The 23,178-nt window shown below is 38.5% G+C and carries 25 protein-coding genes and 1 tRNA gene; 18 read left to right on the top strand and 8 right to left on the bottom strand.

Going from position 1 to position 23,178, the window contains the following annotated elements; all coding sequences use genetic code 11:
* Positions 1-90: 90 nt before the first annotated feature.
* Positions 91-177, bottom strand: a tRNA-Leu gene (locus tag J582_RS20040).
* Between the two features lie 182 nt (positions 178-359).
* Here J582_RS20040 and queA point away from each other — a divergent pair.
* The 7 genes from queA (at position 360) to secF (ending at position 7,964) form a co-directional block, all read left to right on the top strand.
* Positions 360-1,397: a tRNA preQ1(34) S-adenosylmethionine ribosyltransferase-isomerase QueA gene (queA, locus tag J582_RS20035; protein WP_031981597.1), complete on the top strand. Its 1,038-nt coding sequence runs from the start codon at positions 360-362 to the stop codon at positions 1,395-1,397.
* Positions 1,398-1,549: 152 nt separating this feature from the next.
* Positions 1,550-2,578, top strand: a complete 1,029-nt coding sequence (locus tag J582_RS20030) for a hypothetical protein (protein WP_031981595.1) — start codon at positions 1,550-1,552, stop codon at positions 2,576-2,578.
* An 84-nt stretch (positions 2,579-2,662) separates the two neighbouring features.
* Positions 2,663-3,232 carry a LemA family protein gene (locus J582_RS20025; protein WP_017394166.1) on the top strand — a complete coding sequence of 190 codons (570 nt, stop codon included), beginning with the start codon at positions 2,663-2,665 and terminating at the stop codon, positions 3,230-3,232.
* Positions 3,233-3,475: 243 nt separating this feature from the next.
* Positions 3,476-4,609: a tRNA guanosine(34) transglycosylase Tgt gene (gene tgt / locus J582_RS20020; protein WP_023188202.1), complete on the top strand. Its 1,134-nt coding sequence runs from the start codon at positions 3,476-3,478 to the stop codon at positions 4,607-4,609.
* A 98-nt stretch (positions 4,610-4,707) separates the two neighbouring features.
* Positions 4,708-5,037, top strand: coding sequence for a preprotein translocase subunit YajC (gene yajC / locus J582_RS20015; RefSeq protein WP_000051669.1), 330 nt, complete (start codon positions 4,708-4,710; stop codon positions 5,035-5,037).
* Positions 5,038-5,088: 51 nt separating this feature from the next.
* Complete coding sequence (gene secD / locus J582_RS20010; RefSeq protein WP_002051326.1) at positions 5,089-6,990, top strand: protein translocase subunit SecD; 1,902 nt, start codon at positions 5,089-5,091, stop codon at positions 6,988-6,990.
* 8 nt (positions 6,991-6,998) lie between these two features.
* Entirely contained in the window at positions 6,999-7,964 is a 966-nt protein-coding gene (secF, locus tag J582_RS20005; protein ID WP_006580293.1) for a protein translocase subunit SecF, read from the top strand.
* A 63-nt stretch (positions 7,965-8,027) separates the two neighbouring features.
* Here secF and coaBC read toward each other — a convergent pair whose 3' ends face one another.
* Positions 8,028-9,281: a bifunctional phosphopantothenoylcysteine decarboxylase/phosphopantothenate--cysteine ligase CoaBC gene (coaBC, locus tag J582_RS20000; RefSeq protein ID WP_004711924.1), complete on the bottom strand. Its 1,254-nt coding sequence runs from the start codon at positions 9,279-9,281 to the stop codon at positions 8,028-8,030.
* 100 nt (positions 9,282-9,381) lie between these two features.
* Between coaBC and radC the strand changes: the two genes are divergently transcribed.
* A complete protein-coding gene (gene radC / locus J582_RS19995) occupies positions 9,382-10,101 on the top strand; it encodes a RadC family protein (RefSeq protein WP_081404817.1) in 720 nt (239 codons plus the stop codon).
* A 62-nt stretch (positions 10,102-10,163) separates the two neighbouring features.
* Entirely contained in the window at positions 10,164-11,075 is a 912-nt protein-coding gene (locus J582_RS19990) for a bestrophin family protein (protein ID WP_004711921.1), read from the top strand.
* 7 nt (positions 11,076-11,082) lie between these two features.
* Here the strand turns inward: J582_RS19990 and J582_RS19985 are convergent, their stop codons facing one another.
* Positions 11,083-11,934: a PHP domain-containing protein gene (locus J582_RS19985; protein ID WP_031981592.1), complete on the bottom strand. Its 852-nt coding sequence runs from the start codon at positions 11,932-11,934 to the stop codon at positions 11,083-11,085.
* Positions 11,935-11,978: 44 nt separating this feature from the next.
* Here J582_RS19985 and J582_RS19980 point away from each other — a divergent pair, with 44 nt between their 5' ends.
* The 4 genes from J582_RS19980 to mnmC are packed head-to-tail and all read left to right on the top strand — an operon-like array spanning position 11,979 to position 15,309.
* Entirely contained in the window at positions 11,979-12,593 is a 615-nt protein-coding gene (locus tag J582_RS19980; RefSeq protein WP_002051143.1) for a septation protein IspZ, read from the top strand.
* A 34-nt stretch (positions 12,594-12,627) separates the two neighbouring features.
* A complete protein-coding gene (locus J582_RS19975) occupies positions 12,628-12,930 on the top strand; it encodes a YciI family protein (RefSeq protein WP_002051453.1) in 303 nt (100 codons plus the stop codon).
* Positions 12,931-12,934: 4 nt separating this feature from the next.
* Entirely contained in the window at positions 12,935-13,414 is a 480-nt protein-coding gene (locus J582_RS19970; RefSeq protein WP_002051472.1) for a hypothetical protein, read from the top strand.
* Positions 13,415-13,437: 23 nt separating this feature from the next.
* Positions 13,438-15,309 carry an FAD-dependent 5-carboxymethylaminomethyl-2-thiouridine(34) oxidoreductase MnmC gene (gene mnmC / locus J582_RS19965; protein WP_032048457.1) on the top strand — a complete coding sequence of 624 codons (1,872 nt, stop codon included), beginning with the start codon at positions 13,438-13,440 and terminating at the stop codon, positions 15,307-15,309.
* A 51-nt stretch (positions 15,310-15,360) separates the two neighbouring features.
* Here the strand turns inward: mnmC and J582_RS19960 are convergent, their stop codons facing one another.
* Positions 15,361-15,675, bottom strand: a complete 315-nt coding sequence (locus tag J582_RS19960; RefSeq protein WP_002051246.1) for a rhodanese-like domain-containing protein — start codon at positions 15,673-15,675, stop codon at positions 15,361-15,363.
* A 91-nt stretch (positions 15,676-15,766) separates the two neighbouring features.
* Between J582_RS19960 and J582_RS19955 the strand changes: the two genes are divergently transcribed.
* The 3 genes from J582_RS19955 (at position 15,767) to J582_RS19945 (ending at position 17,367) form a co-directional block, all read left to right on the top strand.
* The gene (locus J582_RS19955; protein ID WP_002051423.1) at positions 15,767-16,255 is read left to right on the top strand and encodes a YajQ family cyclic di-GMP-binding protein; all 489 of its coding nucleotides are present in this window, start codon (positions 15,767-15,769) and stop codon (positions 16,253-16,255) included.
* Positions 16,256-16,290: 35 nt separating this feature from the next.
* Positions 16,291-16,785 carry a DUF4442 domain-containing protein gene (locus J582_RS19950; RefSeq protein ID WP_031981589.1) on the top strand — a complete coding sequence of 165 codons (495 nt, stop codon included), beginning with the start codon at positions 16,291-16,293 and terminating at the stop codon, positions 16,783-16,785.
* Positions 16,786-16,860: 75 nt separating this feature from the next.
* Positions 16,861-17,367 carry an ester cyclase gene (locus tag J582_RS19945; protein ID WP_031981588.1) on the top strand — a complete coding sequence of 169 codons (507 nt, stop codon included), beginning with the start codon at positions 16,861-16,863 and terminating at the stop codon, positions 17,365-17,367.
* A 46-nt stretch (positions 17,368-17,413) separates the two neighbouring features.
* Here J582_RS19945 and J582_RS19940 read toward each other — a convergent pair whose 3' ends face one another.
* The 3 genes from J582_RS19940 to J582_RS19930 are packed head-to-tail and all read right to left on the bottom strand — an operon-like array spanning position 17,414 to position 19,166.
* Positions 17,414-17,830: an acyl-CoA thioesterase gene (locus tag J582_RS19940; RefSeq protein WP_002051216.1), complete on the bottom strand. Its 417-nt coding sequence runs from the start codon at positions 17,828-17,830 to the stop codon at positions 17,414-17,416.
* Between the two features lies 1 nt (position 17,831).
* Entirely contained in the window at positions 17,832-18,269 is a 438-nt protein-coding gene (gene trxC / locus J582_RS19935; protein WP_002051446.1) for a thioredoxin TrxC, read from the bottom strand.
* A complete protein-coding gene (locus J582_RS19930; RefSeq protein WP_004711915.1) occupies positions 18,270-19,166 on the bottom strand; it encodes an alpha/beta hydrolase in 897 nt (298 codons plus the stop codon).
* A gap of 192 nt (positions 19,167-19,358) precedes the next feature.
* On the opposite strand from J582_RS19930, the gene J582_RS19925 reads away from it, so the two are divergent.
* On the top strand, positions 19,359-19,694 hold the full coding sequence (locus J582_RS19925) for a TIGR01244 family sulfur transferase (protein WP_002051574.1): 336 nt from the start codon (positions 19,359-19,361) through the stop codon (positions 19,692-19,694).
* A gap of 290 nt (positions 19,695-19,984) precedes the next feature.
* On the opposite strand, the gene J582_RS19920 is transcribed toward J582_RS19925, so the two are convergent.
* Entirely contained in the window at positions 19,985-21,466 is a 1,482-nt protein-coding gene (locus J582_RS19920; RefSeq protein WP_031981586.1) for an Ig-like domain-containing protein, read from the bottom strand.
* Between the two features lie 147 nt (positions 21,467-21,613).
* Here J582_RS19920 and J582_RS19915 point away from each other — a divergent pair, with 147 nt between their 5' ends.
* On the top strand, positions 21,614-22,987 hold the full coding sequence (locus J582_RS19915) for a dihydrolipoyl dehydrogenase (protein ID WP_031981585.1): 1,374 nt from the start codon (positions 21,614-21,616) through the stop codon (positions 22,985-22,987).
* Positions 22,988-23,178 lie beyond the last annotated feature (191 nt).

The raw sequence follows: 23,178 nt of genomic DNA, 5'->3' as shown, positions 1-23,178 counted from the left end.
GTTAAAAAACATAAACGCCAGAAACGACAAAGCCCCAAGCCTTTGATATATAAGGCTTGGGGCTTTGGAGAATCATAAGATTCTGAATCTTGGTCCCGAGGGTCGGACTCGAACCGACACGTCATCTCTGACAGCGGATTTTGAGTCCGCCGCGTCTACCAATTTCACCACCTCGGGAGAGGAAGTATGTTTGTGTTGCGTATATTAGCGCGTTTGTAAAACTTGTCAAACCCTAAGTGAATATTATCGTTCACTTTTAGATCATTTAAACATTTTTCATAATTTAGGCCAGAAGCACAGCCATAAAAAAGCGAAAAAGTTTATACTAGGCCCAATTTTTGCGGTGTTTTTTCCTAAATATGCAACTGTCTGACTTTTCCTTTGAATTACCCGATGAACTTATTGCCCGTTACCCTCTCGAATCACGTAGTGCTTCACGTTTATTGCATTTAGACGCAAAGGGTCAATATCACGATCACATGTTCACAGATATTATCGATCTGTTCGAAGAAGGTGATTTGTTGGTACTCAATGATACCAAGGTCATGAAGGCTCGTCTTAAAGGAAAACGTGCCACAGGTGGGGCTATTGAGATTCTGGTTGAGCGTATGCTGAACCACACCACAGCGTATTGCCATATTAAAGCGAGTAACTCGCCTAAAGCAGGAGCTGAGCTTTTTGTCGGTGCAGACAATATTCCTGTAATTGTGCGAGGCCGTCACGAAAACTTATTTGTCGTTGAGTTTTCACAACCAATTTTACCTGTACTTGAGCAATATGGTCAGTTACCTATTCCGCCTTACTTTAACCGTGAAGCAGAAGAAATTGACACTGAACGCTATCAAACGGTTTTCCATAACCCAGAAAAAATCGCCAGTGTGGCTGCACCAACTGCAAGCTTGCACTTTGATGAAGAGTTGTTAGCAAAGTTAGATCAAAAAGGGGTTAAGAAAACGTTTGTGACTCTTCACGTCGGTGCAGGTACTTTTATGCCTGTACGCACTGATGACATTACCAACCATGTCATGCACAGTGAATGGTGTGATGTTCCTCAAGAAACCATTGATTTAATTTTAGCGACTAAAGCACGTGGCAATAAAGTAATTGCTGTTGGTACAACCGCAACGCGTGCTTTAGAAAGTGCAGCCCAAGCGCATGGCGGAAAAATCGCAGCATGGACTGGTGATACGCAAATCTTTATTTATCCGGGTTATGAGTTCTGTATCGTAGATCGTTTAATTACCAACTTCCATTTACCTGAGTCTACCCTGCTCATGTTAGTTTCAGCATTGTCAAATAGAGACAATATTTTGGCTGCTTACGAACATGCAGTTAAAGAACGCTATCGTTTCTTTAGTTATGGCGATGCAATGCTGATTGATAAATTAGAAGTTTAAAAATTAAAGCTGGGTTAAACCTATAAGTTAATTCGAGGTTTAACCCAACATCTATAATTAAAATAAAAATAGTCTTGGTATTTCTATTTATCTCTTTCAATTTAAAAGATAATCTAGGCTTAGCACTTTATGATAATCATCTTATTACCTTCATGCCAATTGATACCGTACAACAAGCACTTCATATAAGACGTAAAAAAAATACACAGGTCTTTCGTAATATTGCTCGACTTTGGGACGCGGGACAAAAGTCACAAACAGATCAAGAACTCTTAAATGCGTTACATCCATGGCGTGAAGATCATAACCTTCGTTTTGTTAATGTATTGCCACATTTGTTAGGTATTTGCAGTATTACGACGCTATTATTTGGATACTTTTTTCATCCTCATATTCAATATATTTGGAGTCTCTTATGGGCATTTTTAACTGGTTTCTTGGCCTATTTGCTCTATGAACCGCAAAAGCCTCTAACCGAAGTTATTCACTATTTAGAACAGCGTATGACTGCTTTACGTTATGGCCTACAGTTTCAGCAGTTACCAGCTTATCTTCCAATTCAAGCCCAACCCATTTTGGTATTAAGCAGACTAAAACAATATTTTCCATTGTTTAATCGAGGCAATGAAGCTAATGAAATTACAGAGTTTGCTTCAGTGACATGGAATGATGGCATTACAGATCATCAAGTCCTGCTATTTAAATACCAGTATGTAAATAATTTACCTATTCTTCAAGATCAAAACAGCGATAAAAAAATAGTAAAAGAGATTCATAAAGATTTATGGGGCGTTTTTATTTTTCAAATACCAGCCTTAGGTATTGCTGTAAGTAATCAACGTTCTCGCTTTTTTGAACCATACTTATGCGAATGGCAAAGTACTGACATTCTGATTAACCAAGAGCTCAATATCTTCGGTACTGACCAGCACCAGTTAGCTAAAGAAATTAGTCCAAGTTTAACTTTAAAACTTCATGATTTTTTTCAACATTTTACCGGTGATTTAATTTATCATCATGAAGAGCAAATATTATGTTATCTCGGTGAGCAAGATCTTTTTCAAACCACCAGCAAACGTAGTGAAATTCATGATATTCCAGCATTACGTGGACATTTACGTACCATGACCATGCCGCAATATGAAAAATTTCAGCAATTCATGCTTAATTTAATTAAATAAATCTCTCGTAGTGCCGAACTGGCAACTTATAAAAAATAAGAAGTTAAAAGGTTCAATGAGAGAATAAAAATAAGAGGAGTGAAAATGAAAGGCTTATTCATTTTCTTGGGGATATTCGTTGTACTGATTGCCTGGGGCATCCACATTCGTAACAACATTGTGCGTTATTTTAACGCAACCAAACGCGCTTGGGCTGAGGTTGCAAATTTCGAACGCCAAAAAGTAAAAACACTTGAAGCATTAGAAACTACTCTCAATCAATATACTCAGTTCGAGAAGTCGACTCTAGAAAAAGTGACTGCCTTACGTCAGCAAATTCTCAGTTTAAATGTCGATCATACTGATATTGCTCAATTACAGCAGATTGAAAAAATGAGCAAAGAGCTGATCCGCAGCCTAAATGTTATAGTTGAAAACTATCCTGAATTAAAAGCAGATACGCTCTATAGCAAAATGATGGATGATATTCAGGAACAAAATGAAAATGTTGGTGCTGCAATCAGTATCTTTAACCGCAATGTCGAAGTATTTAACAACCAGATTGAAGTATTCCCAAATAATATTATCAATACGATAACTTTATCTAAAAAAGCAATTCGTCCTTTTCGCGATAATTTGGCTACAGACAATTTTGACTACAAACCTAACTTTTAGTCTAAATAAAAAAGTAGCCATTCAATCGGAAAATTGACCTATTTTATAGCCAGCTACATTTAGTAGTAGAACTACTTGGCAGAATCAAGGAAAATAGCCCTCTTATTTTTAGGGCTATTTGTGTTTTTAAATTGGTCTTCCCGTTTTAAAGCTCACAATGTTAGAACCCCTATTTAGCAGCGAACTGTTTTTTCGCCCTTGCACTGCCCTACGGTATTGCTTGCTATTGTTCAGGATTTTTAGATGAAGTTTGAAAAATTAGGTCAGTCGGGTCGTGCCCGTCGTGGTCGTTTAACTTTAGAACATGGTGTGGTTGAAACACCTGTTTTTATGCCAGTGGGGACTTACGGTACAGTCAAAGGCATGTTGCCACGTGATATCGAAGATATTCAGGCACAAATTATTTTAGGTAATACTTTCCATTTATATTTGCGTCCGGGCCTTGAAGTAATCAAGCAACACGGCGGATTACATGACTTTATTAAATGGAATAAGCCAATTTTAACTGACTCTGGCGGCTTCCAAGTATTTAGTCTTGGCGCTATGCGTAAAATTAAGGAAGAAGGTGTTACTTTCCGTTCCCCGATCGATGGTTCAAAAGTGTTTTTATCGCCTGAAATTTCAATGGAAATTCAGCATGTATTGAACTCTGACATCGTCATGATTTTTGATGAATGTACGCCTTATCCTGCTACACACGAAGAAGCACAAAAATCATTACAGCTTTCTTTGCGTTGGGCAAAGCGTTGTAAAACACATCACCACGATGAGCTTAAAAATAAAAATGCCTTATTCGGCATTATTCAGGGCGGTATGTATGAAGACTTACGTGATGAGTCTTTAAACGGCCTTCTTGAAGTTGGTTTCGATGGTTATGCAATTGGGGGTTTATCTGTAGGTGAACCAAAAGAAGAGATGATCAAAGTTTTAGATTATCTTCCAAACAAAATGCCACATGATAAACCACGCTACTTAATGGGCGTAGGTAAACCAGAAGATATCGTTGAAGCGGTGCGCCGTGGTGTCGATATGTTTGACTGCGTAATGCCAACACGTAATGCACGTAATGGTCATTATTTTGTCACTGATGGTCTGGTACGTATTCGTAATAGTAAATATCGCCATGACCAAGGACCACTTGACCCACACTGCGATTGCTATACATGTAAGAACTTTACCCGTGCTTATCTGTTCCACCTTGAAAAATGTGGAGAGATGTTGGCGTCTATGCTCGGTACTATTCATAACTTACGTTATTACCAACGTTTAACTGAAGGTATGCGTGACGCATTAGATAATGGCACTTTTGATGAATTTGTTCAGGACTTTTATGCCCGCCGTGGATTAGAAGTTCCACCTTGCCCTATCGATGAATAAGCGAGATTTGCGCTCAACCTCAAGACAAGGTAAATTGCAAAACGAATTAGGATTATGTCAGGTATCTGACTCATATTTTTTAACTTTAGGAAATTAAAATGAGCTTGTTCATTTCTACTGCACATGCAGCTCCAGCAGCAGCCCAAAGCCCTGGTCTTTTGCCAAACATTTTGATGATTGTTGTATTCGTTGCAATCTTCTATTTCTTAATCTGGCGCCCTCAAGCAAAACGCGCAAAAGAACACCGTTCTTTAATCGAAAGCTTAGGTGTAGGTAGTGAAGTTGTTTTTGCTGGCGGTTTAATGGGCAAAGTAACCAAACTTGAAGGTGACTATGCGGTTGTTGAACTTAACCGTGGTGTAGAAGTAAAAATTCAGCGTGCCAGCGTAATTTCTGTATTACCTGAAGGCACTCTAAATAACCTTTAATCATAAAACAGTCGTGCTTTAGCACGGCTTTTTCATTTAAGAAGAAAGCGAATGCGTTACCCTGCATGGAAATATTTACTGATTCTGGTTGTTCTGGTAGTCAGTACATTATACGCACTGCCTAGTCTATATCCGGATGAGCCCGCAGTTCAAATTTCCGGTGCCAAAGCTGGTACCCAAATTGATCAAAGTGTGGTGCAAAAAGCAGAGCAAATTTTAAAAACAGCAAATATTGCAAGCCACGATAATACTTTTACAAATAATGCTGCTCTCTTGCGTGTCAGCTCTTCTGAAGCGCAGTTAAAAGCAAAAGAAGTATTACGCCGTGACTTAGGTGATCAATACGTTGTTGCCCTAAACCTTGCACCAACTACACCAGAATGGTTGCAAAAAATTGGGGCTAAACCAATGAAACTTGGTTTGGACTTACGTGGTGGTGTTCACTTCTTGCTAGAAGTAGATATGGACAAAGCCATTTCCCAACGTATGGAAACCTCTGCAACTGATTTGCGTCGTCAGTTCCGTGAAAACAAAATTAAATTTAACAACCTTGCGTTAAATAATAATGTGATCACTGTTCAATTTGCTGACAATGCTGATCGTGATGCAGCAATGGATTTTTTACGCCGTAATGGTAATGAATATACCCAACAGGCATTAGCGAGCACGACAGGTTCTACCTTAAAACTCACTTATACTGATGTACGTCGTCAAGAAATTCAGGCATATGCAGTCAATCAGAACTTAACAACACTACGTAACCGTATTAACGAACTTGGTGTTGCAGAAGCATTAGTACAAAGTCAGGGTAGCAACCGCATTGTCGTTGAATTACCGGGTGTTCAAGATACAGCAGAAGCTAAACGTGTTTTAGGTCGTACTGCTAACCTCGAATTCCGTTTAGTATCTGACTTAAATGATCAATATATTGACCCATATACGGGTAAATATAACGGTCAACCTTTACCTCCGGGTACAGAAGTTTTTGCTTATCAATCTTTAGATAGCGGTCGTCAGCTTCTGTTGCAACGTAACCGTATCTTGACTGGTGAACGTGTTCAAAATGCAAGTTCTGGCTTTAGCCAAGACTCTGGCGGTGCCGAAGTAAATATTACGCTCGACAGTGCTGGTGGTAAGCTCATGTCAGATGCAACCCGTAATGCTGTTGGTAAACGCATGGCGGTATTGTTCATCGAAAACAAGCAAAAGATTAGCTATGTTACAGATCCAAAAACTGGTGCTCAAACAGAAGTTCGTACACCATATACCGAATCTGTCGTCATTAATGCTGCAACAGTTCAAGCTGTTTTAGGTTCAACTTTCCGTATTACCGGTTTAAGTTCACCTCAAGAAGCATCTGAACTTGCATTGATGCTACGTGCTGGTGCTTTAGCTGCGCCAATGTACTTCGTTGAAGAACGTGTGGTTGGTCCAAGCCTTGGTCAAGAAAACATTGATAAAGGTGTACTCTCAACTCAAATCGGTTTCTTGCTCGTTGCAATTTGGATGGTCGTTTTCTTCCGCGTATTCGGCTTGATTGCGAACTTTGCACTTGTATTTAACTTGGCAATGATTTTAACCGTTATGTCTTGGATAGGGGCTTCACTCACCTTACCAGGTATTGCCGGTATCGTTATTACTATTGGTATGGCGGTCGATGCCAACGTACTAATATGTGAGCGTATTCGAGAAGAAATGCTCTGGGGTGCCTCACCCAAACAGGCCATTGTGGCAGGTTATGATCGAGCCTATAACACGATCTTTGACTCGAACTTAACTACGTTCCTCGTTGCATTCATTCTGTTTGCAATTGGTACAGGTCCGATTAAAGGTTTCGCCGTAACATTAATGATTGGTATTGTATGTTCGATGTTTACTGCAATTACAGTAACACGCGCAATTGTACAAATCATTTATGGCAAACGCCGTAATTTGAAAAAGTTGAGCATTTAAGGAGATCTATGATGACTAAAGTGACTCAACAACCTTCAAAACAATATGGTCGTCCGGATGATGCAAAAATCATCCCGTTCATGAAGATTGCTAAACCAGCAGCAATCTTCTCGATCCTTATTACTTTAGCGAGTATTTTCTTTATCGCGACTAAAGGTCTTAACTTAGGTTTGGACTTTACAGGTGGTGTTTCTGCCGAGCTTAACTATGCTCAACCAGCAAATCAGTCTGAAGTTATTCAGGCTCTCGACAAAGCTGGTTTTAAAGATGCCGTAGTACAAACGCTAGGTAGTAATAAAGACTTACTCGTGCGTATGCCGGTACAAGAAGTTAAGGTTGAAGATCTTAATAACGCGATTACCAAAGCTGTGCAATTACCAAACAATGCTGCCGAAGTTCATAAAGTGGACTCTGTAGGCGGTCAGGTAGGTAACGAGCTTTATGTTCGCTCAGCTGGTGCAGTTGCTCTTGCGCTTATCTTAATGTTGATCTACGTGACCATTCGCTTTGAGTTTAAACTCGCGATGGGTGCTGTAATGTCTTTATTCCATGACATCATCATCATTATTGGTGCTTTTGCATTATTCCAATGGCCATTTGACCTTACAGTTTTAGCTGCTGTACTCGCGGTGATTGGCTTCTCGCTTAACGATAACATCGTGGTATCAGACCGTATACGTGAAAACTTCCGTAAGATTCGCGGCGCAACTCCACGTGAAATCGTGGATATTGCTTTAACTGAGACTTTACGTCGTACTATTCATACCTCAATGACATTATTGCTTGTAGTACTTGCAATGATGTTCTTGGGCGGTGATGGCTTACACTGGTTCTCTGTTGCAATGTTTGTAGGTGTCTTTGTCGGTACTTATTCTTCGATTTATATCGGTACAGCATTTGCATTGTGGCGTGGTCTTAACCGTCAAGACTTTATCGTTCAGGTTAAACCTGAATTTGAAGATGAAATTCCTTGATTGTCTAAATAAGACTATAGAAAAACCGCGATTTATTCGCGGTTTTTTTATTAAGCTCAAAATTTATTTACGGCGTAATGCATCCGAAATTGCTTCAACCAATTGTTGAGAAATTTCTTGCTTCGATGCTTTTTCTAACTCACGCTTTTTCATATGGTAGCTTTGGGCAAAGAAAACAGTCATCGCATTTTCATCCGAAGCAAAACCAATATCGGCACGAGAAACATCGTTACACGCAATCATATCTAGTTTTTTAGCAACCAGTTTACCTGCTGCATATTCTTCAACATTTTGCGTTTCGGCAGCAAAGCCCACCATAAATGGACGTTTTTCCTGAGCGGCAATGGTTGCCACAATATCCGGATTTTTTACAAGGGAAACATTCAGCTCATCCCCTGCTTTCTTAATCTTGTGCTCAGCCACTTCAGCAACGCGATAATCAGCTACTGCCGCTGTAGCAATGAAAATGTCACATCCAGTCTCAAGTGAACTCATGCTGACATCCAACATTTGTCGTGCAGATGCAACATTTACACGTTGAACACCATTTGGCGTATCTAAACTTACAGGACCAGCAATTAAAGTCACTTTTGCGCCCGCCGCATAACATGCAGCCGCTAAAGCAAAGCCCATTTTACCGGTACTATGATTTGAGATATAACGAACAGGATCAATCGCTTCACGTGTTGGTCCAGCAGTAATCACAACTCGCTTACCTGCCAACAAACCAAATTTTTCAGCAATCGCACGTTGGGCTTGATGGAAATAACCCGCCACTTGCCTTGCAATTTCTTCCGGTTCCGGCATACGGCCTAAACCAACATCACCACAAGCCTGCTCACCTGAATCCGGCATAATCACATGCACACCATCTTCAACCAGAGTTTGCAAATTACGCTGGGTTGCTTTTGCAGCCCACATTTGCTGGTTCATTGCTGGTGCAACCCACACAGGTGCTTTAGTTGCTAAAAATAAAGTACTGAGTAAGTCATCTGCCAAACCATTAGCAAACTTAGCTAGGGTGTCACAGCTTGCTGGAGCAACCAGTAACAAATCAGCCCAACGAGCCAATTCAATATGGCCCATTCCAGCTTCAGCCTCTGGGTCTAAAAGCTCGGTATGCACAGGATTTCCAGAAAGAGCCTGAAACGTTAGAGGGGTAATAAATGCTTGAGCTCCGTGTGTCATCACAACCCGAACGTCAAAACCATAATCTTTAAGACGACGGACCAAAATGGCACTCTTATAGGCAGCAATCCCACCTGTAACAGCTAAAACAATGTTTTTATGAGGAATAACACTTAAATCAAAGCTCACGAACAGGATACCTTTCTGTTGCAGTGGCGCTCACAATAGCATTAAATACGCGCAGACCCAAGATTGATTGGGCAAACAAAATAAATTTTTAAGCAGAATATTGCTGGGGAATATGAATACTTCTATTAAAAATTGGCCAGAACAAGAACGGCCAAGAGAACGGTTATTACAACAAGGCCCTCAAAGTCTCTCTGACTCTGAATTACTCGCGATCTTTCTTCGCTCAGGTTCACGTCAACATTCAGCAGTTGAACTCGCCCGCTTACTCATTCAACAATTCGGAAGTCTCAATGCTGTTTTCGATGCTTCTTTCAATGAATTAGCCCAATTTAATGGTATTGGAGCCACCAAGTATTCACAATTACTGGCCGTAAAAGAGCTCGGACGGCGTTATCTCGACTATCATTTTAGTCAAACTGAACTAAGCCTTCATTCATCTCATTTAGTTCTAGATTATCTGCGTTATGAGTTAAAAGGTGAAAAACAGGAAGTTTTTGCGGTACTTTGCTTAGATGCCGAGTTGAGAAAAATACATTTTAAAAAGTTATTTTTTGGTTCAGTTCAACACTGCGCCGTTTCAGTGAATCAAACCTTACGTTATGCTTTACAACAGCATGCTTGCCAATTGGTAATCGCACATAACCATCCTTTTGGTTCCGCACAGCCCTCTCGCGAAGATATTAAATTCACAAAGCAACTTGAACAGGCCTGTCAGCTTTTAGAAATTCGTCTACTGGACCATTTTATTATCTCGCCAGAAGGTAGCTTTTCATTTGCTGAACAACAACTGCTCAACCCTACTTCAATAGCCGTTCAATGATATTGACAAAGCATCACTAAGCTTAGAATATCAAAAACAAAAATAGCGACGTTTAAAATAAAATGATTGTTCGTGAACAGCCCAGTATTTTTAAAGTTTTATTCTCTTGGCGAGGGACGATATTACCAAAAATTTTGCCCTCTTTAGGGGTGGTAATGCTGATTTCGGCAATCATTGGTGGGGTTGAATATATTAATCTCTACCGTTTTCCAGAAATTCCTTTAGTTGGCTTCACTTTAATTGGCGTCGTACTTTCTATTTTTCTAGGCTTTAAAAATACGGCGTGTTATGACCGCTGGTGGGAAGCACGGAAACTATGGGGTGTACTCATTGCGACTTCACGTCACTTTGACCGCGACTGTCGTATTTTAACTCAAGCCCGTCGTGAACGAGTCATTCATCACGTTATTGTGTTTGCAAATGTGTTACGTGACCGTTTACGCCGCCAAACGGCCAACCCAACCGAATTAATACAAACCAGTGGTATGAGTCAACAAGCATTGACTCAGCTATACCAACAAAATAATGCGCCGCAATATACGCTCAGTCTTATTCAATGGGAGTTATTACAAGCGCTTAAAGAAGGTGAAATCTCAGATATTATTTATGCTCAAATGAATAAAAATGTTGCAGATTTAAGTGTTGTACAGACTGGCTGTGACCGTATTGCAAATACTCCTATTCCTTTTGCTTATTCAGTCTTGCTCAACCGCACTGTTTACTTTTTCTGTTTTATGTTGCCATTTAGCTTAGGTTCTTTGCTTGGCTTAGCAACACCTTTACTGGTTGGAATTTTGGCATATACCTTCTTAGGTCTAGATGCCCTAAGCTCTGAAATTGAAGAACCTTTTGGTACTCAAAGTAATGATTTACCATTAGATGCAATGGTCCGGAGTATCGAAATTGAACTTTTAGGAACGCTGGGTAAACCAACACCTCCTCCAATTCAAGCTCAAGATAACAACTTACTCTAGGACATTATTAGAGAAAACGTTCCCAAATACCCAACTGATCACTCTTTGGTTTAGGCGTATTACCTAATTTAATCCATGGCATATTTTCACCATGAAAATCACTGCCAATTGAAACCGCCAGATGATGCTGATCAATCATACGATCAATCATTTGGCGAGTAGATAAAGGATCTACAGGTGGCGGCAACTCTACGGCGTCACCACCACAACTCGCAAATAACTCAATCAAATAGCGTGTATTAGTTGCAGATAAATCATAACGAGATGGATGAGCTAAAACTGCCAAACCTTTACTATTATGAATAACCTCTATCGTTTCTTTTAAGCCCAAGCCTTCAAACTTTACAAAGGCACGCTTACCTTCTTTTAAAAAACGGTCAAAAGCTTGTTGAGGACGACTCACTACATTCTTTTCAACTAAGGTTTTGGCAATGTGTGTTCTGGTAATACGGTCTGGTTGATTTTCAACTTTATCAAGTACATCCTGATAAATATCAAAGCCAATACACTTTTTTAATAGTTCACAAATAACTTCTGCTCTTTGTGCTCTAATTCTTTTTTGTTGTTCTAATGCTTCCAAAATTGGTGCTTCATCTTGCATGTTTAAAGCCACAATATGCACGCCATAGCTTTTTTTTGTGCTTGGTCTAGACCATTGGCTTGAGATCTCGACACCAGAAATAATTTTTAAATCATGGGTTTGCGCAGCTTTCTTTGCACGCTGTAAGCCATCCATTGTATCGTGATCAGTAAGCGCCAAGGTATGCAACTTCACATCCACAGCAGCTTGCACCAGTAATTCCGGAGACAAAGTTCCATCAGAAATATTGCTATGTGTATGTAAATCTATGCCTTGCATCTTTTATACTATGCCATTCACCAAACCTGATCAGATACTCTAACATGAAAGCACTTCTGGACTTTGTTCCATTAATTATTTTCTTCTATTTATATAAAACCGTTGATCCTGCGAATGCTCATCACCCGTTGCTAAAATTGATCGGTTCCGCTGGCGGTGTAAATAACAATAATATTCTGGTCGCTACAACAGGCTTAATTATTTCAATGCTTATCGTGTATGGTGCTTTGTTCATCATTCAAAAATTCCGCCTAGATAAACAGCAGTGGATTGTACTGTTTATGACAGTTATTTTTGGTGGCATTACACTCATGTTAAGCGATGATTTTTATATTCGTTTAAAAGCTGCAATTTTGAACTTAGTATTTGCTGGTGCTTTCTTAGTTTCACCTTGGTTTGGTAAGGAACGTAAACCTCTCATTAAACGTTTATTCGATCCAATTTTAGAGCTAAGTGAAAAAGGTTGGAAAAATTTAAATTTCGCTTGGGCAGCTATGTTTGTCGTCATGTCCGGTTTACATATTTTCTTCGCGTTTTTATTTCATGGCGGAAAATATTGGGGTGAATTTACGGCATTTGGTGACATGATCGTCATGTTTTCATTTATCATTATTCAGTTCATTATTTTACGCAAACATTTTAAGTCAACAGATGCTTAATGTGGTTTCGGTTTGATTATAGAGATACGATGACATGCCTTTTTTTGTTCTAAGCTGTACCGATAACGAAGGAACTCTAGAGAAACGTTTAGCAGTACGCCCTCAACATATCGAACGTTTACAAAAACTTGATGATGAAGGTCGTCTTGTTGCCGCTGGAGCTATGCCAAAAGATCCGAATGATCCACAGGCTGGTTTTTACGGTAGTACTATGATTGTAGAGTTTGATAGCCGTGAAGCTTTAGATGAATGGTTAAAAGAAGAACCATTTTTGAAAGAAGGCATTTATAGCCATATTGATGTCAAACCGTTTAATAAAGCATTTCCAAAAGGGTAAACGCATGCAGTTTGCAACCAAAAGCTTTCTTGGCTTGTGTTTGATCTGTTCAACTGCCGGAGCAGTTGAACCTGCTGCGACGCCAGCAACACCATCTACTGTGCCTTCAACTCAGGCGCCTAAACCAGCGCCTACTTCTGCAACTGTAGCCAAACCGACCGCTACAACGGCGGCAACTACAGCACAGCCGCTTACCGCAGAACAAATCGCAAAAAATAAGCAGCAGCAAGATGCAAAAATCAAAGCTTTAGTTCAAGATCAGGCATCTCGTCTAAAACAGCTAGAACATGCAAATCTTGAAGCACTTGCACAAAACCAAGAGTTACAGCTAAAGAACGATAACTTGTCTGTTCAGGTACAAGTTTTACAAAGTGAACGTAGTGCTCAAATGTTCTTATATGGCGCAGTAACACTAGCAGGCGGCGTACTACTTGGTTTCTTTATCGCTAGTTATGTTTACACCAAACGTCGTCGTCAGTGGTAATTCTGAGCGACTTATTAAACCGAATGAACAAATCAAACCGTATACAAACTGCTGAGCTGGATTGGGAATCTATTGATGGTATTGAGGTTCCCATTTCCAAACAATTTGGTGATGTCTATTTTTCTAAAGATAATGGTCTGCTCGAAACAAGACATGTATTTTTAAATGGCAATGACCTATCAGAACGATTAGCCCATTTACAAGACTTTGAATATTTTAGTGTAGGAGAAACCGGTTTTGGCACTGGTTTAAATATTCTTGCACTCTGGCAGCTTTGGCAACAGGTCCGTCCTAATAACCACAGCCATTTACATGCAATTAGCGTAGAAAAATTTCCTTTAAGCAAAGCAGATCTCATCCGTGCACTCGATGTATGGGATGAACTTAAGCCACTTGCGAAACAACTTATTGAACAATATCCCTTGCCTATCGCAGGTTGCCATCGTTTTAATTTTCCAGAAGAACGTTTTAGTATCGACCTATGGCTAGGAGATGCGCAAGATATTTTTCCAAGTATGGTAAAAACGAAAGCAGTGAATGCTTGGTTCCTAGATGGATTTGCACCTTCATACAATCCAGACATGTGGGAACAAAACGTTTTAAATAATATTGTACGTCTTTCTGATTATGGCACTACCTTTGCCTCGTTTAGTGTAGCTGGTGTTCTCAAACGTGGACTAAAAGCGCATGGCATTGATATTTCACGTCCTCGCGGTTTCGGGCATAAACGTGAAATGCTTAAAGCAGTTTGGAAAGCACCTTTAAGTGAAGATACTGCACTAGAACCAGATAACCATACTTTCAATTTTACACAGCAGCATATTGCCGTTATTGGCGCAGGGATTGCTGGTTTAAGCGCAGCATGGGCTTTTGCTGAACGTGGGCACCAAGTTACTCTATTCGAGCGTACAGCGCCTTTATCTGGAGCTTCTGGCAACCCTTTAGCATTACTCAATCCAAAATTATGCCCAATTGAACAAAGTCATGAGCATCTAATGACTTTAAGCTGGCAACATGCACTGAATTTCTATAAAAACTTTCAAGCATTTCGCCCAATTCAAATACAGCAAATGGCATTAAAAAATGCCCAAGATCTTCTCGATCTTGCTGATCAATATCCTGCTGATATTGTTACACATCAAACAAGCTCACTTGAATCGGACTATCCACACATTGTATTAAGTGAGGCCGGAGCAGTTTCTCCACACCAGTTACGTGATGAAATTTTGCAGCATTCAGGTATTGAGTTAAAAATTGCCAATATCACAGCACTTGTTTCTTTTGAAAATAAAGTTCAATTAAAAACGAATGACGAAATCATTGCAGAGGCAGATCATGTTGTGGTGTGCTGTGCCCGAGAAAGTGCCGCTTTATTTGAGAACTATCCCCCTTTAAAGCCAATACGTGGACAAGTGAGCTGGGTTGATAATTCTTTTGGACCTCTACCTTTGCATGAAGCGTATAGCTATGGTGGTTACTGCATGCAGCTTAACTCTTCTCAACTCATTTTAGGGGCATCTTTCTATCCAAACCGAGAAGATCAAGAAGTACAGCTTGACGATCATATGCATAACTTTGAATTAATCCACAGTGTCTTCCCTACTTATGCAAAACAATTACCACCTGTAGAACAATGGCAAGGTCGAGCAGCTGTGCGTGCTCAAAGTCCAGATTATTTCCCACTTGTAGGCAAAATGCAGAGTGAAAGCCGTATTTCTACCTTTGCAGGTCTAGGTTCAAAAGGTTTTTTATTTGCACCGCTTTGCAGTGAAATACTTGTAGCCCAAATTTTAGGTGAGACTTGTCCTGTTCCACAAAGCCTATTAAAGAAATTAAGTGCCGAGCGCTTTCAAAAGAAAGTTAAACCGAAAAAACCTTATTTCCAATCTCAATAGTGCACTTGAGAAAATTTTGTTCCAATAAAAAAGCACCCGAAGGTGCTTTTTTTATGCGCCCTGCTCTAGAGGTAAACCTGCATCACGAGCTGCACGCGTCCCCCCCATCAGCACGACATATTCACGCGAGGCATCTAAGTCTTCTAGTTTCTCAGCTGCACGAGGAGCTTTGCTACCACCACCACATAAAATATAAATCGGCTGATCCGCAGCGACCTGGTTCAAAATATCAGCATTTAAATCATTAATCGGGCGACTTACCGCACCTTTAACATGCCCTTCTGCATAAGCACTTGAATCACGGACATCCCAGATAACAGCGTTTTCTGGGAACTCAAATGTTGTAATTTCTTGTTTACGGATCATTGTGCACTCCTTTGATGTAAACAACACTTGGCAAATGAAGAAAACCCTCTTAGCATCTCAAATATTCTTTCACTTTGTAAAGGTCTAAACTATGCCTTCTTTCGATATTGTTTCTGAATTAGAGTTATTTGAAGTTAATCATGCGGTTCAAAACACACAAAAAGAGATTGCAACACGCTTTGACTTCCGTGGTCACGATGTTTCTATCGAATTAAATGAAAAAAATAAAGAGATTAAAATCAGCACAGAAAGTGATTTCCAGTGTGAACAAGTTTATAACATGTTAGAAAATCATTTTTATAAACGTAAAATTGATGTGCAGGCACTTGATCCACAAAAAGCTGCTGCGTCAGGTAAAAATTTTGTACAAGTCATTAAGCTTAAAGATGGTCTTGACTCTGATACAGCAAAAAAAATTAATAAAGCCATTAAAGAAAGCGGCGTTAAAGTGCAATCTTCTATTCAAGGCGACAAAATCCGTGTGACCGATAAAAAACGTGACACTTTGCAACAAGTCATGACTTTTTTACGTGAACAACAATTCGGTGTGCCATTACAGTTTAATAACTTTAAAGATTAATATCTTTTAGCGACATTCAAAGTTAAGGTAATCCCATGTCTCAATCCAATCGACTATTAAAACTGGTAAAAGCAACTTCAAAATTTCCTAAAGGTGTTCGAAGTACGCTTTGGAGCAAGGCATTTGGCCGTATTGTGCCAATGGTGGGTACAGCAAATATTCGCTATCTAGAAGTAGATGTAAACCATGTAACTGTTCGCTTAGAGAACCAGAAAAACATGCAGAATCATATTAAAGGTGTACATGCGGCAGCAATGGCACTTTTAGCAGAGACTGCAACAGGTTTTTTAACGGGTTTACATATTCCTGATAACCGCATTTTATTAATCAAATCATTACATGTTGATTATTTAAAAGTTGTTGAAGGTGGTTTGACAGCAACAGCGACTCTCACTGCAGAACAGCAAAAATATATTGCTGATCATGAGAAAGGTGAACTTGTTATTCCAGTTACCGTTATTGATGATGCGGGTAATGAACCGATTCAATGTCAAATGCTGTGGGCATGGTTACCTAAACGTAAGAAATGATAACTAATCTAAAATATTTTTAGATTGATATTTACCTCAAGATATAAAACTATAACTTTATATCTTGAGGTCACAATGAAAAAAATACTGATCCTATCATCGTTATTTACCAGTTTTATATTTACAGCTGTGACGACTCACGCTGCCGAACCCACAAATAAAACCAATAAAATTGTTCAAACAAAAACTGAGTCAATCGATAAAATAAGTGCCCAAAATAAAAAAATAGTAGTCGACTTTTATGAAGGTGTCTTTTTAAAACATCAAGTTAAAGAATATGCCGACCGTTATATTGGTCATCAATATATCCAACACAATCCCAACGTTCCTGATGGGAAGGCTCCTTTCGTGAATTTCTTTACTGAGAAATTCAAAAAAAATCCACAAGCAAAAAATGAAATTAAGCGCGCAATCGCTGAAGGTAATCTGGTAGTTTTACACGTCCACTCTACGGAAAATGACAAAGATAGAGGCAGAGCAATTGTTGATATTTTCCGTGTAGAAAATGGAAAAATTGTAGAGCACTGGGATGTTATACAAAACATTCCCGAACAAAGTAAAAACTCTAATACAATGTTTTAGTTTTAAAAATTAAAGCCTGAATACTTATATTCAGGCTTTAAATGTTTTATTGAGTTTCTAAAAACTTCTGCTTCGCTTCTTCAGGAATTTGTCGCTTATTACCTTTTACATCAACAGCAACAAAGGTAAACACCCCTTCGGTAATACGAATTGGGGCACGAGAATCATCATGACTATCCCAAACTTCAATTTGCATTTGAATAGAGGTATTACCTACTTTTAAGATTTTGGTATAGCAGCTAATCACAAAGCCTACTTTTACCGGAACCAAAAAGGTCATCTGATTAATGGAAATCGTGGCACAACGTCCACGACTAAAACGCTCAGCGTGAATTGCTCCAGCCAAGTCCATTTGTGACACGATCCACCCACCAAACACATCACCGCTCCAGTTTGTATCTGCTGGCATGGCAATCGTTTGTAAGGATAAAATTCCTTCTGGTTTGGTATAAGCTTCTGACACCTTAGCTCCCGAAATTCGTTTGAAGTTGTTGATCTAGCCACTGCTGCAATTCAGGAGCACGTAATGCGCCGCTCATTCGAGCAACTTCTGTGGTTTTATTCATTAATACAAGGGTAGGAATACTTCTCACATTAAATGCTTGGCTTAAGCGAGGAGATTCTTCAGTATTAATCTTGGCAAAAATAACACGTGGATTCTGTTTTGCTACTTGCGCAAAATGTGGCGCCATCATTTTACAAGGTCCGCACCATTCTGCCCATAAATCTATCAAAATAGGTAGATCACTATTCGTGATATAGTTACTAAAGTTTTGTTCATTTAACTCAATCGGTGCAAGCGGAAGTAATGGCTGATGGCATTGGCCACAACTCGGTTGCGCACTAAGTTTTTCCTCTGGAACTCTATTTTTTGCACCACACGATGCACATACAATAATCATTTACATCACTCCTATATGTTGATGTAAAAATTCTAATTGGGTCGTCACTGCTTTTTCAAACCATGCGCCGTGATAGATATCAAAATGTTTCATATCCCACTCATGATAACTCACAAAAGGAGCAATATTGGTCGCAGCTTCACGACTAGACTCAATTGGAATTAAAGAATCATGCTGAGCAGCAATAAATAAAACTGGGATATTAATCTGACGGACGAGTTGAATTGGACGGTAACGCATCAAATTAAAAAAAACGCGCGCAGGGACTTCGCCACTCCAATAATAATCTGGATTTACAATCGACAAATACCCATAGTAACTATCTGCTGTTGGCATAAAACATAATTTAAATTGGTCAACAACAGGTAATCTCTTGGGATTAAGGCCCATCTTAGAACCCATATAATCTTGGCTCGACAACTTTAAAGCTTGGGGATAACGCTGTAATGGATATAGTTTTGCTGTTTCAGCACCATCAACGTAAGGAATTTGTACCATAATAGCCTGAATATTTTTTAATTCAGAAGCTAAACTTAGAGCATATCCACCACTTAAAGATGTTCCCCACAATACAATCCGTCTATTATCGATAAGCTTACAGGTGGAGGCGTATTGAATTATGGTCTTCCAATCCTCTAATTGAGAATTGATAGAAATCATTTCTCGGGGCTTACCTGTACTCCCACCCCAATATCGATAATCAAATAAAATCACAGCATAGCCTGCCTGTGCAAAACGCTGTGCATATTGGATAAGCTTGAATTGACGCAATCCGGCAAAACCATGTGCCATGATAATTACCGCAGATTTATTATTTGTTTTTGGAATATAAAAGTCAGCTGCGATCATTTCCTGATCACATGGAACATATAAAGGCTCAACCGTATAAGCGTGCATATGTGCTCCGTGGCATTATGGTCGAAGTAATGAATTTACAAAAAACATCCTGATCGCCTTTTAAAAATCTATGGTTGTTCTTTTACATAACTTTTATCTATGTAGGAACAACGTTTTAGTGTCTTGTATCTCAGGTTAAGCTTAATGCTATGATACAGCATAAGAGGTTTTATTAAATTTTGGAGTGACGAAATGTCAGATAATGTTGGTTTCGCAGGTCAAATTGGTCCAGAACATGTAGATCAAGTTGTAGAAAAAGGCTTTAAATCTATTATTAATAACCGTCCGGATATGGAAGGCGGTCCAGAACAACCAACAAGCGCTCAAATTGAAGAAGCAGCACGTCAGGCAGGACTAGATTACGTTTACCAACCTGTAGTCGCAGGTCAAATTACTGAGCTTGATGTCCGTACTTTTGCAAATCACTATAATGAACTTCCAAAACCTGTTCTCATGTTTTGCCGAACAGGAAACCGCTCAAACAATCTTTATCAATTAGCAAAACAAATGGATTTGTTAGACGATTAATTCTTTGAATACAATTACTAAAAGCTTTATTTTTATTTAAAGATAGAGCTTTTTTAATAAAAAAAATATATACAACTGCATCAATTCAACAGATATAAAAACGGTCTTCAGCTAAAGTATTTAAATCATTTTAAATTTCTCAGTTCTCTTATGAATAAACTTATATTTTTATTGGTCAGTTGTCTTATTCTTAGTGCATGCTCATCTATGCAGGTCCGGCCTACCGTAGGTGTAAGTATGGGAACACAACTCTAAAAAAAGAAGCAGCTTAAATGCTGCTTCTTTTTATATTAATTACCATTTGAACAGTTTGGATCTATTCCATATGGACTTAATATATTCGGAGCAATAAGATCACTTACAGTAACATCTTTAGTTAAATAACCTAAAGTCAAAGATGTAGATCCTTTAATTAAACTTCCCGAAACTGTAGATTTAGCCGTTAACTGAACAGTTAACCAAGATGCATAAATTTTAGGGTATTGAATCTTAAGATCAAAACGACCATTTCCATCTGTTGTATATTTATTATTAGTTGCAGTAGTACCTGAACTATTAATATACGATACTACCTGAACTGTAGAATTTTCTTTCAGCGGCTTTAATTGATTAACAACCTCGCCATTAATATTTACGGCTTGAACTGGTGAAGTACATGCAGCTCTAGTAATAGGTAAATATTCATCTGGCTTACCATCTGCAGGAGTAGACGTGTCAACAAAAGCAAATTGCCCCTTATAATAAGCAAGCGCATTAACGCCCATTGTTACGTCTTGATTTGGTATTGGCTTACCGTCAACATCAGTCACTTGTACTGAGATATTTTTATAGTAGTAAACCCCATCACTAGAGTCTTCCATTGTGGTCGGATTATATGCTACAGAAATAGCGCCTACTGCTACTGGTACATCAGAATTAACAACATCGAGTTTATACGTATAAACTTTTGTTGATTGCCCAAAATTAGCTTCTAAAACAAGATCATCTGTCACAAATTGTGCAGCACTATATGATGAAGATCTTTGATTTTCACTAAAAGATAAAGTATAGCTGATCTGACCATTTGCATCAGTTTGTGTCGCATTAGGAGTAAATTTGACACCATTTAAAACAGAATTTCTAACTTTAAGTGTAATCGCTTGATTTGCTAGAGTTGCACCATTTGCATCTACAGCTGTTAATGTAACAGTTGTCTGATCACCTCTAACATTTAATGAGGTCTTTGTAGCATCAAACAATACAATACTCGTAGTATCAGCTTCTGTAGTGCTATTACTACCTGTTACTGTTACAGTCTGTTCTTGCGTAAGAGTATCATTATTCGTGTAGGCTATTAATTTAAAACCATTTTTCACCAAATCATTTATTGAACTCGATGTTTTTGGTGTCTTTATAATATATACAGCATTACCTGCTGCATCTGTAGTTTGAATTGATGCTCCTTCTATAGTTACGTTATTTGTTGGATCTTCTAATTTCAATCTAACTTTAGCGCCAGCAACGCCACCTTTATTTATATCTAAAGCTCTAACAGTAACTGTTAAAGTGTCATTCGTTGCAGCAACTGATAATTTATCTAGTTCTATCTTTAAAGCTGTAGCAGTCGTTTGTTCAGAACCGCTAGTATTGCCTCCAGATGAGGAATTATTACTATTTGATGAACCATTCTGATAATAACCATCACCACCTCCACCGCCACAACTTGCCAACATAATTGACACAGCAATAGCAGACAACTTTAAGGTAAGTTGCTTTTTATACATACTTTTCATTTCCCCAATCTTTCCTAAAGGTATAAGATTTTTTAATTATTTATATTATTAGTGTAATCATATTCACCATACTCTGTAAACATAAATTACATTGTGTTTTATTATGTAACTTATTAAATGAAAAATTTATAGATATTAGGATTTATAATGTTCGATATAATTATCATTGGCGCAGGTACTGCTGGTATTAGCGCATATAAAGAGGCTGTTAAACATACCAATAATATTTTAATTATCAATGATGGGCCATGGGATACAACTTGCGCACGTGTAGGGTGTATGCCAAGTAAAGTCCTCATCTCTACAGCAAATCGTATGCATGACCTCCAAAATGCTCAAGAAGTTGGGTTAAATGCTTCTGTAGACATTAATACTGATCAGGTTATGAAACATGTAAGAAACTTACGTGACCGTTTTACAAAGGCGACTCTCAAAGATGTAGACCAATGGCCAACTGAACATAAAATTTCAGGTAAAGCCCATTTTATTGATTCAGAAACTATTGAAGTAAATGGGAAACAATATCAATCAAAAAGCTTTATTCTGGCAGTTGGTTCTACTCCTAATTATGATCAAACATGGAAACAAGAATTAGGAGATCGCCTTATTACCACAGACCAAATATTTGAATTAGATACTCTACCTAAGTCTCTTGCAGTTATTGGAAGTGGAGTAATTGCTCTTGAGATCGCACAAGCTATGCATCGATTAGGCGTGGAAACAACTATATTTGCTCGTAGTAAAAGAATTGGAATATTTACTAGCTCTAAATTACAGCAACTTGCTCAAGAAGAGCTAAGCAAAGAATTAAACTTTTTATTTGAGACATTACCAGCCGAAGTTAAGTCTACTTCTGGTGGCGTTATATTAAATTATAGAATCAATGGAGAAGAAAAGTCTCTTCAAACTGAGTATGTGCTATCCGCGACAGGCCGTTCAAGCTTATTAGATAACTTAAAACTAGAGAATATTGATAAATCATTTCAGAATATTAAGTTATTGCCTATAAATGCGAAAACAAAACAGCTAGATAACTATCCAATTTTTATTGCTGGGGACGCTTATACTTCAACGCCATTACAGCATGAAGCTGCACATGAAGGTAAAAAAGTTGTTTATAACTGTTTGAATTATCCACAGGTTAATTCAGTTAAGACTCTTACTCCATTAGGCATAGTATTTAGTCATCCAGAAATGGCAATTGTGGGACAAAGTTATAAACAACTAAAAGACAATGGAATAGATTTTGTCACAGGTGAAGCATCTTACGAAAGACAAGGAAGAGCTATTATTCTTGGAAAAAATAAAGGAGCTATTGAAGTTTATATAGAGCGAGAAAGCCATAAACTACTTGGTGCCGAGTTATTTACTGAGGCGACAGAACATATGGCTCATCTCTTAAGTTGGATCATTGGTGAAGAATTAACTTTAAATGATATTTTAGAGAAACCTTTTTATCATCCCACTCTGGAAGAAGGTCTACGCACTGCCCTTAAACATGCACGCAGGCAGCTAAAATAATTATTCTTATAAGGTTTTTCTTAATTAAAGTTAACTCTCTATATCTCTGAAGCAGGACAACCGTGTAAATTTGTTTTTTTAAGAACTGAGTTTTCTAGAATTTTCTTATTTTCCCGCCCATAAAAAAAACACCCCCAATTTTAGTTGGGGGTGTTTAGAATAATGAGCTGGCGATGACTTACTCTCACATG

The organism is Acinetobacter sp. 1566109 (assembly GCF_000582255.1).
GTDB lineage: Bacteria > Pseudomonadota > Gammaproteobacteria > Pseudomonadales > Moraxellaceae > Acinetobacter > Acinetobacter nosocomialis.
The sequence above is the reverse complement of the archived record's forward strand: the minus strand, read 5'-3'. Positions and strand labels throughout refer to the sequence as shown.

Excerpts from the sequence above, each read along its gene's own strand:
- J582_RS19980 (WP_002051143.1), top strand. The coding sequence starts at position 11,979 with ATGAAAGCACTTCTGGACTTTGTTCCATTAATTATTTTCTTCTATTTA.
- mnmC (WP_032048457.1), top strand. The coding sequence starts at position 13,438 with ATGAACAAATCAAACCGTATACAAACTGCTGAGCTGGATTGGGAATCT.
- J582_RS19920 (WP_031981586.1), bottom strand. The coding sequence starts at position 21,466 with ATGAAAAGTATGTATAAAAAGCAACTTACCTTAAAGTTGTCTGCTATT.
- trxC (WP_002051446.1), bottom strand. The coding sequence starts at position 18,269 with ATGATTATTGTATGTGCATCGTGTGGTGCAAAAAATAGAGTTCCAGAG.
- J582_RS19950 (WP_031981589.1), top strand. The coding sequence starts at position 16,291 with ATGTCTCAATCCAATCGACTATTAAAACTGGTAAAAGCAACTTCAAAA.
- J582_RS19985 (WP_031981592.1), bottom strand. The coding sequence starts at position 11,934 with ATGCAAGGCATAGATTTACATACACATAGCAATATTTCTGATGGAACT.
- J582_RS20025 (WP_017394166.1), top strand. The coding sequence starts at position 2,663 with ATGAAAGGCTTATTCATTTTCTTGGGGATATTCGTTGTACTGATTGCC.
- J582_RS19930 (WP_004711915.1), bottom strand. The coding sequence starts at position 19,166 with ATGCACGCTTATACGGTTGAGCCTTTATATGTTCCATGTGATCAGGAA.
- secF (WP_006580293.1), top strand. The coding sequence starts at position 6,999 with ATGATGACTAAAGTGACTCAACAACCTTCAAAACAATATGGTCGTCCG.
- tgt (WP_023188202.1), top strand. The coding sequence starts at position 3,476 with ATGAAGTTTGAAAAATTAGGTCAGTCGGGTCGTGCCCGTCGTGGTCGT.
- J582_RS19975 (WP_002051453.1), top strand. The coding sequence starts at position 12,628 with ATGCCTTTTTTTGTTCTAAGCTGTACCGATAACGAAGGAACTCTAGAG.
- J582_RS19970 (WP_002051472.1), top strand. The coding sequence starts at position 12,935 with ATGCAGTTTGCAACCAAAAGCTTTCTTGGCTTGTGTTTGATCTGTTCA.
- J582_RS19925 (WP_002051574.1), top strand. The coding sequence starts at position 19,359 with ATGTCAGATAATGTTGGTTTCGCAGGTCAAATTGGTCCAGAACATGTA.
- queA (WP_031981597.1), top strand. The coding sequence starts at position 360 with ATGCAACTGTCTGACTTTTCCTTTGAATTACCCGATGAACTTATTGCC.
- yajC (WP_000051669.1), top strand. The coding sequence starts at position 4,708 with ATGAGCTTGTTCATTTCTACTGCACATGCAGCTCCAGCAGCAGCCCAA.
- J582_RS20030 (WP_031981595.1), top strand. The coding sequence starts at position 1,550 with ATGCCAATTGATACCGTACAACAAGCACTTCATATAAGACGTAAAAAA.
- J582_RS19990 (WP_004711921.1), top strand. The coding sequence starts at position 10,164 with ATGATTGTTCGTGAACAGCCCAGTATTTTTAAAGTTTTATTCTCTTGG.
- secD (WP_002051326.1), top strand. The coding sequence starts at position 5,089 with ATGCGTTACCCTGCATGGAAATATTTACTGATTCTGGTTGTTCTGGTA.
- J582_RS19960 (WP_002051246.1), bottom strand. The coding sequence starts at position 15,675 with ATGATCCGTAAACAAGAAATTACAACATTTGAGTTCCCAGAAAACGCT.
- J582_RS19945 (WP_031981588.1), top strand. The coding sequence starts at position 16,861 with ATGAAAAAAATACTGATCCTATCATCGTTATTTACCAGTTTTATATTT.
- J582_RS19955 (WP_002051423.1), top strand. The coding sequence starts at position 15,767 with ATGCCTTCTTTCGATATTGTTTCTGAATTAGAGTTATTTGAAGTTAAT.
- J582_RS19915 (WP_031981585.1), top strand. The coding sequence starts at position 21,614 with ATGTTCGATATAATTATCATTGGCGCAGGTACTGCTGGTATTAGCGCA.